This is a genomic window from Demequina sp. NBRC 110057 (genome assembly GCF_002090175.1).
GTDB lineage: Bacteria > Actinomycetota > Actinomycetes > Actinomycetales > Demequinaceae > Demequina.
Window position 1 is genome coordinate 920,001 of the sequence record NZ_BBRN01000003.1, and the last position, 13,579, is coordinate 933,579.

The 13,579-nt window shown below is 70.2% G+C and carries 8 protein-coding genes; 3 read left to right on the forward strand and 5 right to left on the reverse strand.

What is annotated here, in order from left to right; all coding sequences use genetic code 11:
- Nucleotides 1-210: 210 nt before the first annotated feature.
- Nucleotides 211-5,955: a fibronectin type III domain-containing protein gene (locus tag B7K26_RS13195; RefSeq protein WP_304441436.1), complete on the forward strand. Its 5,745-nt coding sequence runs from the start codon at nucleotides 211-213 to the stop codon at nucleotides 5,953-5,955.
- A gap of 60 nt (nucleotides 5,956-6,015) precedes the next feature.
- Here the strand turns inward: B7K26_RS13195 and B7K26_RS04275 are convergent, their stop codons facing one another.
- Nucleotides 6,016-6,378 (reverse strand): DUF4190 domain-containing protein, encoded by a 363-nt coding sequence (locus tag B7K26_RS04275; RefSeq protein WP_084077399.1) that lies wholly within the window; start codon nucleotides 6,376-6,378, stop codon nucleotides 6,016-6,018.
- A gap of 194 nt (nucleotides 6,379-6,572) precedes the next feature.
- On the opposite strand from B7K26_RS04275, the gene B7K26_RS04280 reads away from it, so the two are divergent.
- Both B7K26_RS04280 and B7K26_RS04285 read left to right on the forward strand, forming a co-directional pair.
- Complete coding sequence (locus B7K26_RS04280) at nucleotides 6,573-8,504, forward strand: glycoside hydrolase family 127 protein (RefSeq protein WP_084077400.1); 1,932 nt, start codon at nucleotides 6,573-6,575, stop codon at nucleotides 8,502-8,504.
- Nucleotides 8,505-8,509: 5 nt separating this feature from the next.
- Nucleotides 8,510-9,535, forward strand: a complete 1,026-nt coding sequence (locus B7K26_RS04285) for a LacI family DNA-binding transcriptional regulator (protein ID WP_084077401.1) — start codon at nucleotides 8,510-8,512, stop codon at nucleotides 9,533-9,535.
- Between the two features lie 24 nt (nucleotides 9,536-9,559).
- Here the strand turns inward: B7K26_RS04285 and B7K26_RS04290 are convergent, their stop codons facing one another.
- Genes B7K26_RS04290 through B7K26_RS04305 form a run of 4 tightly spaced genes read right to left on the reverse strand, consistent with a single transcriptional unit; the run spans nucleotide 9,560 to nucleotide 13,571 of the window.
- Nucleotides 9,560-10,285, reverse strand: a complete 726-nt coding sequence (locus tag B7K26_RS04290) for a YesL family protein (RefSeq protein WP_159449601.1) — start codon at nucleotides 10,283-10,285, stop codon at nucleotides 9,560-9,562.
- An 8-nt stretch (nucleotides 10,286-10,293) separates the two neighbouring features.
- The gene (locus B7K26_RS04295) at nucleotides 10,294-11,658 is read right to left on the reverse strand and encodes an arabinan endo-1,5-alpha-L-arabinosidase (RefSeq protein WP_234998682.1); all 1,365 of its coding nucleotides are present in this window, start codon (nucleotides 11,656-11,658) and stop codon (nucleotides 10,294-10,296) included.
- 1 nt (nucleotide 11,659) lies between these two features.
- Nucleotides 11,660-12,604, reverse strand: coding sequence for a carbohydrate ABC transporter permease (locus tag B7K26_RS04300; protein ID WP_084077403.1), 945 nt, complete (start codon nucleotides 12,602-12,604; stop codon nucleotides 11,660-11,662).
- 13 nt (nucleotides 12,605-12,617) lie between these two features.
- Nucleotides 12,618-13,571, reverse strand: coding sequence for a carbohydrate ABC transporter permease (locus B7K26_RS04305; protein ID WP_084077404.1), 954 nt, complete (start codon nucleotides 13,569-13,571; stop codon nucleotides 12,618-12,620).
- Between the last annotated feature and the right edge of the window lie 8 nt (nucleotides 13,572-13,579).

Consider the following 13,579-nt stretch of genomic DNA (forward strand, 5'->3'; position numbering starts at 1 on the left):
CGCACGCGTAACACGGAAACGCCTTTCCAGCACCTTTTGGAAAGCGCCTTCCAAATCCTTGACATCGTTGCACGACCGCCGGTAGGAAAGTCACCACAGCAACCTGCTCACTTCGGTGAAACGGCGCATGTCGGACATGAATCGTTTCACCCACGCGCTGGCGCAAAGCCGCTCCAGCGTTTTCTCAACGACGAGACGAAGGCAGAAGGAATGACTGACGCATCACGCCGCGCTCCCCGGGCGCGGTCGGCCATCGCGGGGGCCACCGGCGCCGCGATGGCACTCACCTCACTCGCGCTCGTGGCCCCGGCCGCGAGCGCGGCGGACGACGCGGAGTTGTTCTCCGCCAAGTTCGACTTCGGCACCGACGCCAGCCCCGTCGCGGACGGCTGGACCGGCATCGGCACCTCCCAGCGCTACACCGAGGAGGCCGGCTACGGCATCGTCTTCGCCGGCGACATGGCAGCGCGCGACCGCGACGGCGACGACGCCGTGGCGCGCGACTTCATGCTCGGCCTGGGCTGGCAGTTCCTGGTCGACGTGCCCAACGGCACCTACGACGTCACCGCCACGGCGGGCGACACGCTCGCCGGCACCAGCGGCACCCGCACCTCCATCTCCCTCGAGGGTGGAACCGCCACCCACATCTACACCGACGCCGAGCAGACCACGGTCCAGACCATGACCGTCGAGGTCGCCGATGGCCAGCTCACACTCGACATGGACGGCAAGGGCTCCACGTATCTCGCCGGGCTCGAGGTGACACAGACCTCCGCCGGCGACGACGGCACGGGCGACGGCGACGGTGGCGACACCGGCACGGACCCCGACGACGGCACCGACGCATCGATCGCCGCGCCCGACTCCGTCCGCATGGGCCACGTCACCGCGGACAGCGTCATGCTGCGGTGGGACGAGGTCGCGGGCGCCACGGGCTACGTGGTGAGCAGGGCCGATGCCGTCGACGGCGAGTACGAGGTGGTCGCCCAGACGGGTGAGCGCACCGTCTTCGTCACGGACGACGTGGACGCCACCCAGCTGCGCTACTACCGCGTGCAGACCCAGACCGCCGCGGGCCTGTCCCCCCTGTCGGCCGCGGCCGTGACGTCGCTGCCCGACAGCGAGGCGGACTTCCCCTCTGACGGCGTCCTCAGCATCGACCTGGGACCCGGCGACACCGCGCCCGGCGCCATCAAGGTGGACCAGACCACGGCCTACGGGGCCGACCAGCGCATCGGCTTCGTCGACACGTCCGAGGTGACCGGCGCCGACCGCGCCACCGGCGATGCCACGCGCGGGGACCTGGTGACCGTCGGCGACACCGAGCTCGTCATCGACGTACCCAACGGCGACTACACGGTCGACCTCATCGCTGGCGACCCGGAGGCCGACACGGACATCGCGATGACCGTCGAGCAGATGGCCAAGGTCCAGCAGACCGCGGTCGACGCCGGCGACACCCTCGAGATGTCGTTCGACCTCGCTGTCGTCGACGGCCAGATCACCATCGAGTTCGGCGGCACCGCGCCCAACCTCGCGTCGCTGGTCCTCACCCAGCACACCCCGCGCGAGGCCGGCGACCAGCCCACCGCGTGGGTCACGGGCGACTCCACCGTCCAGACCTACACGTCCGACTACCAGCCCCAGGCGGGCTGGGGCCAGATGCTCGAGCGCTACCTCACGGATGATGTCGAGGTCACCAACAAGGCGATCGGCGGCCGCAGCTCGAAGAACTTCATCTCGCAGGGCCGCCTTGACGAGGTGCTCCTGCAGATCCAGCCCGGCGACTACCTCTTCGTGCAGTTCGGCCACAACGACAACTCGTACGGCGTGGACGACCGCTACGCGGCGCCCGACGACTACTACGAGTACCTGCGCACGTTCATCGACGGCGCGGTGCAGCGCGGCGCTCAGCCCATCGTGGTGACGCCGGTGTCCCGCCGCTCCTACGCCGAGGACGGCACCGCCAACGTGTCCTTCCCGGAGTATGTCGACGCCGCCACGCGCCTCGCCGAGGAGACCGGCACGCCGCTAGTCGACCTGTCCGCCTCCTCGCGTGCGTACCTCACCGAGATCGGCCCCGAGGCCGCCAAGTCGGTGTTCCTCCACGTCCCCGCAGGCGTCTACCCCAACCGCCCAAGCGGCACGGAGGACGACACCCACTTCCAGGAGTACGGCGCCATCCAGATGGCCCGCCTGGTCGCCACCGACGTCGCCGAGCTGGACATCCCGCTCGCCGACGACGTGGTCGAGGTGGAGCCGCCGGCCGACGTCCCGCTGGCCCCCGCCGGCGTGGTCGCCGGCTCCGTGTCCAACTCGGGAGCGCAGCTGACCTGGACCGAGGTCGAGGGCGCCGACATCTACAAGGTCGAGATCAAGGGTGCCGACGAGGGCGACGATGCGTGGCACCTCACCACCACCTCGACCATCCCGCTGGCCAACGTCACCGGACTCACGGAGGGCGGCAGCTACGACCTGCGCGTCATCGCCACCAACGGCGCGGGCGACTCCGCACCGTCGGCCGTCGTGACGCTCACCACCCGCGCCCCGCTGCACAAGTTCGACATGCAGCTCGCGGGCAACGCGACCCTGGCCGGCTACACCGCCATCACCGGGGCCACCGTCTATTCGAAGGACACCGGCTACGGCTTCACCAAGGCCGGCACCGGCGGCCGCGACCGCGGTACCGGCGACGGCACGCTCGACGACCTGCAGCGCGACTTCCTGCTGCCGGCATCGGACAACCCCTTCCTGGTAGACGTGCCCCATGGCACCTACGCCGTGAAGGCGATCTGGGGTGACCTCATCGGCACCGCGCGACTCGCCCTCACCATCGAGGGAGTCGACTACGGATCGTCCAATACCGGCCGCGGCGGCACGGCGTCGAAGATCGTTCAGCCCGTAGTCGTCACCGACGGCCAGCTCACCATCGCGGCGAGCGGCTGGCTGAACGGGCTGGAGATCACGCCCCTGCTGTACGCGCCCACGGCGCTCGCGGCGGGCGACGTGTCCATCGACGGCTCCGCGGTGTCCGTGCCGCTCAGCTGGGACGGCACCGAGGACGCGACCGCGTACCGCGTGTACCGCCAGGCGGAGGGGGCCGACGCGCCCGAGGCGCTGGGCGACGTCACCGACGCATCGTTCACCGACACGACGGCCGATGTGGGCCTCGCCTACCGCTATCACGTGGTCGCCCTGGACGCGACGGGCAAGGAGTCGGTGGCGTCCAACGTCGTCGAGCTCACCACCGTCGACGACTCGATCGCCACGGCGCCGACGCCCACGGGCCTCGCCGTCGACGCGGTGCAGAAGAATGCCGTCACCCTCAGCTGGGAGCCCAGCGAGGATGCGCTGTTCTACCACGTCTACCGCTCCGAGCAGGGGGGCGACCTTCGCCTCATCGGCCGCGCGTCTGACACCACCTTCACCGACGAGGACGTCCTCACCACCATCGAGTACACGTACACGGTGGCGGCGGTGAACGCTGGCGGCGTCTCGGCCCAGTCCGAGCCCGTCACGTCCGAGGCGGTGACCACCCTGGTGCGCCAGGCCGAGCGCCTCGACCGCTCCCCCGTGGCCGTCGCCGTCGAGGACGGCGTCTACCTGGGCTGGCGCATGCTGGGCCTCGACCCGGAGTCCATCGCGTTCCACGTCTACCGCGACGGCGAGCGCATCACCGACGAGCCCCTGACCGACTCGACCAACCTGCTCGACGAGGATGGCGGCATCGGCTCTACCTACCGGATCTCGACGGTCGTGAACGGGATCGAGCGGTGGGCGACCGAGGACATCGACGTGTGGGACACCCAGACGCTCGACGTCCCGCTCGACAAGCCCGCCGACGCCTACACCAAGGACGGCCAGCCGTACTCGTACCGGGCCAACGACGCGTCCATCGGCGACGTCGACGGCGACGGTCAGTACGAGATCGTCCTCAAGTGGGACCCCACCAACTCCAAGGACAACTCGCAGGCCGGCTACACAGGCAACGTGTACGTCGACGCGTACGAGCTGGACGGCACGCGCCTGTGGCGCATCGACCTCGGACAGAACATCCGGGCAGGCGCCCACTACACCCAGTTCCAGGTCTACGACCTGGACGGTGACGGCAAGGCCGAGGTGACCATGAAGACGGCCGATGGCACCGTCGACGGGGCGGGCACCGTCATCGGCGACGCTCGTGCCGACTACCGCAACTCGTCGGGCTACGTCCTGACCGGACCCGAGTACCTGACGGTCTTCGACGGCCTCACCGGCGCCGCCATCGACACCATCGACTACGTCCCCGCGCGCGGCGACGTGGGCGGCTGGGGCGACACCTACGGCAACCGCGTGGACCGCTTCCTCGCGGGCGTCGCCTATCTGGACGGCGAGCACCCGTCCGTGGTGTTCTCGCGTGGCTACTACACGCGGGCCGTCATCGCGGCGTTCGACTTCGACGGCACCGACCTCACCCAGCGGTGGGTGTTCGACTCCGACGAGGCCGGCGACCAGTACCGAGGCCAGGGCAACCACCAGATCTCGGTGGCGGACGTCGACGGCGACCAGAAGGACGAGATTGTCTTCGGGTCGATGACCATCGACGACGACGGCACGCCGCTGTACACGACCGGGCTGTTCCACGGCGACGCGCTGCATGTCTCGGATCTCGACCCCGACCACGAGGGCCAGGAGGTGTTCGCGGTTCACGAGGACATCTCGACCAACGGCGGCGTGATCGCGTCGTTCCGCGACGCGGAGACCGGCGACGTGCTGTGGTCAGTGCCGGGCACCAAGGACACGGGACGCGGCGCCGCCGCGGACATCGACCCGCGGTACGACGGGGCCGAGGCCTGGAACATCTCCGATGGCGGCGCGTGGAACGACGTCGCCGGCTACCTCAACTCGGCCAAGGGCGAGCTGATCAGCAACTCCATCCCCGCGGCCAACGGCCTCACCTGGTGGGACGGCGACCTGCTGCGCGAGATCCAGGATCACGACTGGGACGAAGCCTCCCGCACGGGAGTGCCGACCATCGCGAAGTGGGACTGGGAGAACGAGGAGTCGGTGGAGATCTACCGCGCCACCGGCACCCTGACCAGCAACGACACGAAGGGCAACGTGGCGCTCCAGGCCGACCTGTTCGGTGACTGGCGCGAGGAGATCGTGACCCGCACCGACGACTCGTCGGCGCTCAGGATCGCCACCACGGTGGACCTCACCGAGTACCGCCTGCGCACCCTGCAGTCGGACTCCCAGTACCGACTGGGCGTCGCCTGGCAGAACACCAGCTACAACCAGCCCCCGCACACCTCGTACTTCCTGGGCGAGGGCATGGAGCAGCCGGCGGCACCGTCGATCGAGTACACGACCGCGTCCGAGCCGGGCGAGCGCGTGGACGGGGCGGCCGAGGCCGCACCCGCCATGGGCTACCTGTCCTCGGACAACTGGGACGGCGACGGCGACTACACGATGGCAATGCACCTGTGGTGGGGCGACAACGCCCAGAGCGTCGAGCTGTTCGAGGACGGCGCGTCGCTGGGCACCGTTGACCTGCCGGACGCCACCCCCGCCCAGCAGGTCGCGACGTGGGAGGTGGAGGGTCGCACCAACGGCACCTACACCTACACCGCGGTGCTCACCAACCAGCACGGATCCACGCAGACGCGTGCGCTCACCGTCACGGTCGGCAACGCCGCTCCCGGCACGCCCGTGCTGTCCCACGACAACTGGGATGGCGACGGCGAGTACACGGTGACCATGCACATGTGGTGGGGCACCAACGGCTCCGAGTACCGCCTGTACGAGGACGGCGCGCTGATCGACACCCAGGCGCTCGAGGTCGATGGGCGCAACGCCCAGAGCGCCTCGACCGCCATCGCCGACGCCTCCCCCGGCACCCACACCTACGTGGCGGTGCTCGAGGGTAAGGGCGGCGAGACCAGCTCGAAGGAGCTGACCGTCACGGTCCGCTAGCCCGCACATACATCAGGGGGCTCGCCGCGAGGCGGGCCCCCTGACGCGTGCCGGGGCCGACTACTGGGGGCTGGCCGAGGTCGCGATCAGCACGAACACGAACAGGAACACCAGCAGCACGAGCGCCAGCCCGATCCAGCCGACGAGGACGGCGCCCTTCGCGAGGCCGATGCCGTCGTCACCGCTCGCGGCGATCTGCTTCTTGGCGATCGACCCGCAGACGATGCCCACGATCGACGACAGGATGGGCGGCAGGCCGAGCACACCGAGGATCGAGAACACGATCGCGACCACGGCGAGCGGGTTCATGCGCGGCGCCACGAAGTCGGACGCGGGCTGGGCCGATGCCGGTGCGGGCTCCGGCGCGGGCTGGGCCTCGGGCTCGGGCTGCGCGGGCGTGGGCTCGTGGGGCTCGCTGGTCATGCCACGAGGGTAGCCGCGCTACGGGGGAGCCCACGCGCCGCGCGAGCCGCCGCATCGGGCACCCCCACGCGACCTCGCGCGCAGACTGGAAGCCGCCCGGCGGGTGGGGCTGGCTCACACCCGCCTCGTCCCCTATGATTTACAACGTTAGAAAAACGGCCGCGGCCGTGACGCGCACTCGACGACGAGGATCCATGACCCGCACAGCCAGGACCGCCTGCGCGCCCGCCGCGCGCTCCGCGTCCACCCCCGACCTCACTCCCCTTCCCCTCACCGCCGTCACCCTCGACGCCGCCGGGGAACTGGGCGCATGGCAGCGCCTCAACCGCGAGCGCACGCTTCCCCACGTGGTGGCCCGCCTCGAGTCCAGCGGGGTGATGGACAACCTGCGCCGCCTCACCGGCGAGTCCGACGCGGCCTACCGCGGCTTCAACTTCGCCGACTCTGACCTGCACAAGACCCTCGAGGCGATCGCCTGGGAGTCGGCGCGCGTGCCGGACGACCTGCGCTGGGAGACCTTCACCGCGGACGCGACTGCACTGCTCGCCCGGGCCCAGCGCGAGGACGGCTACCTCTACTCGCACGTGCAGGGCCACGAGGACCAGGATCCGTGGCGCGACATGCGCTGGGGCCACGAGCTGTACGTGCTCGGCCACCTCATCCAGGCGGCCATCGCACGCTCGCGCGCCACGGGCAACGACGACCTTCTCGACGTGGCCAGGCGCTTCGCCGACCTTGCCGTGCGCGAGTTCGGGCCCGATGCCACGCGTGCCGATGGCTACTGCGGCCACCCCGAAATCGAGACCGCCCTGGTCGAGCTCCACCGCCACACCGGGGACCCGTCCTACCTCGACACTGTCACCGCGATGGTGGAGCGTCGCGGCACCGGCGCGCTCGGCATCGGCCCCTTCGAGTCCGCCTACCACCAGGACCACGCGCCGGTGAGGCAGGCGACCGAGGCCACCGGCCACGCCGTCCGCCAGCTCTACCTCAACGCCGGGCTTGCCGACCTCGCCGCGGAGACGGCCGATGCCTCCCTCGCCCAGGCGCTCGACGCCCAGTGGCGCTCGGCCCACGGCTCCAAGGAGTACGTCACCGGCGGGATGGGGTCGCGGCACAAGGACGAGTCCTTCGGGGACCCGTACGAGCTGCCGCCGGACCGCTCGTACGCCGAGACGTGCGCGGCCATCGCGGCGTTCCAGTGGAACTGGCGAGAGCTGCTCGCGAGCGGCGACGCCCGCCACGCGGACGCCATGGAACGCGCCCTGTACAACGGCATCGCCTCCTCCACCGGCGTGGACGGCGTGCGCTTCTTCTACTCCAACCCGCTCCAGCTGCGCACGGGCCACGACGGCACCAGCGAGTACCAGCCGTCGGAGCGCCTGGACTGGTTCGCCTGCGCCTGCTGCCCACCCAACCTCGCGCGCCTTGTCGCGTCGCTGGGCGCCTACGTCGCCACCGGCACCCAGGCCCACGCCCGCCTCCACCTCTACGGCGAGGGCCGCATCAGGCTCGGCGAGACCACCCTCACCGTCGACACCTCCTACCCGTGGGACGGCCGCGTCACCATCACGGTCGCCGGCCCCCTCGAGACGCTCGCGCTGCGCATCCCCGCGTGGTCGCGCGACGCGACGATCGACGTAGACGGCGACGTGACGGCCGCGAGCGCCGATGCCGACGGCTACGCCCGTATCGCCGTCACCGACGGCGCTACGGTGGTGCTCGACCTGCCGATGCCCGTGGATGTCCTCGACCCCGACCCCCGGGTCGACGCGGTGCGCGGTTGTGTCGCCCTGCGTCGCGGGCCCGTGGTGCACTGCATCGAGCAGGCGGACCTGCCGCCGGGGGTGACCCTTGAAGACGTGTCTCTCGACCTCTCGGCCAGCCCGCGCATCGGCCCCGCCGTGTCCTCCCTGCGTGCGGGGGCCACGATCCTCGCGGAGGCGGCGGTGCGGCCGAGCGAGGGCCTTCCGCTCGGCACGGCGCACCCGCGGTCCTCGCGCCCCGACGGGCGATCTGGCATGCTTCCGGGCAGGATCCCCCTGCGCGCGATCCCGTACGCCCGCTGGGCGAACCGCGCGCCGGGCGCGATGAGGGTCTGGATCCCCCTGACCGGACAGGAGTGACGCGCATGGCGGGAGCCGGTACGCGGGGCGCGGTGACGATGCACGATGTCGCGGCGAAGGCGGGGGTGTCGGTTAAGACGGTGTCCAACGTCGTCAACGACTATCCCCACATCCGCCCCTCCACCAGGGAGAAGGTGCAGCGCGCGATCGACGAGCTGGGCTATCGGATGAACCTGTCGGCGCGCAACCTGCGCCAGGGCCGCACCGGCATCATCGGCCTCGCGCTTCCCGAGCTGTCGCTGCCGTACTTCGCCGAGCTCGCCGACTCCGTCATCAGGGCCGCCGAGGAGCGCGGCCTCACGGTGCTCATCGAGCAGACCAGCGCGGACCGCCAGCACGAGCTCGACGTCCTCACCTCGGAGCGCCGCCAGCTCACCGACGGCCTCATCTTCTCGCCGCTCGCGCTCGGCCCCGACGACGCCGCCGCGCTCGACGTCTCCTACCCGCTGGTGGTGCTCGGCGAGCGCATCTTCGGCGGCGACTGGGACCACGTCACCATGAACAACGTCGACGGAGCGCGTGCCGCCACGCAGCACCTCATCGACTCCGGGCGTCGCCGCATCGCCGTCATCGGCGCGCACGCGGGCGAGACGATGGGCTCCGCGGCCCTGCGTGTCCTCGGTTATCAGACGGCGCTCGCCGCCAACGGCATCCCCTTCGACCCCGACCTGGTGGTCGAGGGCGGCCTGTGGCACCGCGCCACCGGCGCGGCCTGCGTGAACGGCCTGCTCGACGCGGGGATCGAGGTCGATGCGGTGTTCGGCCTCAACGACGCGCTCGCCCTGGGCGCCCTGCACGCCCTGCATGCGCGCCGCATCGACGTGCCCGGCGACATCGCCGTGGTGGGCTTCGACAACATCGAGGACGCGGCCTACGCGGCGCCCACGCTGACCTCGATCGCGCCCGGCCGCGAGCAGATCGCCGCCACCGCGATCGACGTGCTGATGGAGCGCATCGCCGGCTCGGAGGAGCCGTTCCGCCGGGTGATCGCGGACTTCACGCTCGTGGAGCGCGAGTCCACCGCCGTCTGACGCCGCCCCCAGACGGGGACGCTGTCAGGTCGCCGATGCCGGGGCCTCCTCGTCGCGCGCGTCCACCTTGTCGAGGAAGCGGTCCACGAGCATGCCGGTCAGCAGCAGCGGCACCGAGACGCCGGCAAGCACGAGCAGGAACGGCCACCGGATGGTGACAGCGACGAACGCGACGACGGTCACCATGCAGCCGAGCGCCGTGAGGGGCGACACGAGCGGGGCCACCAGCAGGAAGCGCGAGGTGCGCGCGGGGCCGTCCGTGTACCGACGCAGCACCGACGGCGCGTAGCCCAGGTACGCGGTCGCATACAGCGCGAGCGCCGCCGTGGTGCCGGTGAGGATCGCGGTCACCGCGCCGGTGCCGTGAGCCTGCAGCACGAGCATCTCGTACCAGGCGAGAGCCACCACCAGCAGCGCCGGCGCCGTGACGAGGGCGCCGCGCCTAAACTGCGCGCGGTAGCCCGCCCAGAAGTCCTTCCACAGCTGGTCGGAGGCGTCGCCGTCGAGCAGCCGCGCGAGCAGCGCGCCGCCCGAGGCGAGGGCGGGCCCCAGGCCGGCGATCACGAGGCCCAGCAGTGTGCCGAGCACGATGAAGATCTGGATACCGATGATCTGCGCGATCCAGCGCAGCCACACCATGATGCGTCCGGACCAGCCGGGCACCTCCTGGAGGTCGGCCGGCGTGCCCTCGACGGGCGCCACGCGCCGACGGCGCTGGTCGCGCCGCTCGTCTCGGTCCTGTCCTGCCATGACCGCCATCATCCCACCGGGCCGTCCGTGACCTTGGTGCCCACCACGACGGCCCCGTGGGGCGCGCGGGCGGCAAACGACAGGGAGGGGACGCCGCGTGCGGCGTCCCACGCGGGGAACACCACGGCATCCACCGACTCGTCGCCGCCGCGAGTGAAGCGGCCGCGGCCGTGGGAGGTGAGCCCGGCCACGGCATCGGCCGTCACCACGATGCGCCGCGACGCCTGGACCTCCTGCGTGGGAAGCTCGTAGTCCACGATCTCCCACTCGCCCACCAGGGCGGACGCGTCCGCGGGCCAGGTCGACTCGTCGTCGTTTTCGTGCTCGCCCGCCCACGGCTGTACCGCGACGAGCGGCCAGCCCTGCTGGGTCCACACGAGCCTGCGCACCTGCACCTCGTGCTGGCGCGGCTCGTCGGGAAGCCGGGTGTGATGCACCAGGAGCTGGCGCCCCGGCTCGGTCAGCACGGCGGCGTGGCCGGGGCCGAGGAGTCCAGGGGTGGCCTCGAGGCGGTGGCTCGCGAGGACGGTGAGGCCGATGCGCTCGGGGTCACCCTCGAGGTCGGTCATGGAGCGGCCGTCCGCGTCGACGTAGGGGCCCTCGATGGCATCGGCCACCGCGACGCGCACGTGATACGTGCTCACCAGGGAGTCGTAGGACACGATGAGCGCCCACCCGCCGCCGGGGCGGGGGATGACGTACGGGCCCTCGATCGCGGTGTCCACCGACGGCGCACGGCGCGCGATGAGCGTGCCGAGGTCCGATGCCGGGGCCCCGTCGGAGCCGAGTGCGAAGCCCGTGGCCGGGTCGATCTCGAGGATGTGAAGGCCGCCGAAGAAGGAGCCGTAGACGAGGTGATGACGGTCCCCGTCGATCACCAGCTGGGCGTCGATGGCGTTGTGGCCGTCGCGCTCGTGCTGGGTGGCGACCACGACGCCGCGGTCCTCCCAGGGGCCCGCCGGGTGGGGCGCCACGGCGAGGCCGACGGCGGACGTGCGCGACCCGAAGGTCGACGCCGAGTAGTACATGCGCCACTCGTCGGGGGCGACGCGCACCACGTCGGGCGCCCACAGGCCGTCTGCCCCCGACCACTCGCGCGCGGGGCCGGGAACGCCGTCAAGCGCCCACCCGGCAAACTCCCACGTCACCAGGTCGGACGAGCGCCGCACCTGGGCCCCCGCACCGGGCAGCGGACCGTCGGCGTGGGCATCGGTCGAGAATAGCCAGTAGGTGCCGTCGTCGTCGCGCACGGCCGTCGGGTCGTGCGCGTGGCGCGCTCCCCAGCTGGCGGTGATGCCCGAAACGTCGCTATGGAGGCGTAGCTCCGCCCCGGCCCCGCGCTCCATGCGCGGGGCCTCGTCGAGGTGCGTCATGTCAGACCTTGGATCCCGTGAGTGCGACGGACTCGATGATCTGGCGCTGGAAGATGAGGAACACGACCAGGATGGGCAGCACCGAGATGACCGATGCCGTCATGATCAGCGGGTAGTCGCGCTGCGTCGCGTACTGGACGTTCATGTTCGCGATCACCACCTGGAGGGTCTGCTTCTCGGGCGAGTTCAGGTAGATGATGGGCGCGAGGTAGTCGTTCCAGACCGCCATGAACCACAGGATGAACTGCGCCGCGATGGCGGGACGGATCAGCGGGACGATGATGGTCCAGAAGATGCGCAGGTACGAGGCGCCGTCGATCTTCGCGGCCTCCACCAGCCCGTCCGGCACGTTGTGCAGGTACTGGCGCAGGAAGAAGATCATGATGACGTTGCCCAGGATCACGGGGACGATCAGGGGCAGCAGCGTGTCGACCCAGCCCAGGTTCGAGAACAGCACGAACTGAGGGATCATCAGCGTGGGGAACGGCACCATCATGCCGCTGAGCAGCGCGATGAAGATGGCGTTTTTGCCCGGCAGGCGCAGCTTCGCGAGGGCGAAGGCCGCGAGCGCCGAGAAGACGGTGCCGATGATCGTGACGGTTCCCGCGACGATCAGCGAGTTCTTGATGCCGGACAGCACGTAGGTGTCGTCGAACACGCGCACGTAGTTGTCCCACACGAAGGGGTCGGGGATCCACTGCGGCGGCAGGGAGTAGACCGCGTCCTTGGTCTTCAGCGACGTCGAGAGCATCCACAGCAGCGGGGCCGCCATGAACACGGCGCCGAGCGAGAGGATGCCGAACAGGGTCCAGTTGACGGCCTTGTTCTCCTCGGTGCCCGAGCGGCCGGCGAAGGGGTTGCGGTTGATCTTGGGCGCGCGGTTCTCAGTCTCGGTGAGCTGGGCCGCGGTGCTGGCAGCGGCGGCGGTGTTGGTGGTGAGGCTCATGGGTATCTCCGCCTTACTCGATCGAGAAGTCGTTGCGCTTGTTCATGCGGAACTGGATCACCGTGACGATGAGGACCAGGATTCCGAGCACGAGCGCCATCGAGGTCGCGTAGCCCATCTGGAGGTTCTTGAACGCCTTGTTCCAGATGTACCAAACGAGGGACGCGGTGGACCAGTTGGGTCCGCCGGTGGGGGTCATGATGTTGATCTCGGTGAAGATCATGGATCCGCCGATGATGTTGGTGACCACCAGGAAGAACGTGACCGGGCGCACCATGGGAAGGGTGATGGTGCGGAAGCGGCGCCAGCCGCCGGCGCCGTCGAGAGCGGCTGCCTCGTACAGCGAGCGGGGCACTGCCTGGACCGCGGCGAGGTAAAGGATCGTGGAGTAGCCGAGGCCCTTCCAGATGGCCATGATGATGAGCGCGGGCTTGGCCCAGTTCTCGTCCATCAGCCAGTTGGGGCCCTCGATGCCGAAGATCGACAAGAACTGGTTCACCAGGCCGAAGTCGCCGTTGTAGGCCCACTGCCACAGGATCGCGATCGCCGCGAGGGACGAGATCACCGGGATGTAGTAGACCGTGCGGAAGAAGGTGCGGCCGGGGATGCGGCGGCTCAGGGCCATCGCCAGCCCCAGGGACAGCGCGAGGCCGATCGGGATGCCGATCATGTAGAACACGGTGTTCCACAGGGCACGCCAGAAGTACGGATCCTGGAACAGCATCACGTAGTTATCGAGCCCGATGAACACCATGTTCCCCAGGCCGTTCCAGTTGGTCAGCGACGCGTACACGGAGAACGCGAGCGGGAACAACAGGAACGCGAGCCACCCGATGACGGGGGCGGCCATGAAGGCGCCCGCCCAGATGTACTCCTTGCGATGGAGCTTGCGGTTGGCCTTGCGCGAGGCCTTCGCGTCCTCCTTGGTCCACGTCGACTGCGGCGTGGGCGGTGCCGTGATGCTCATCCTCGATC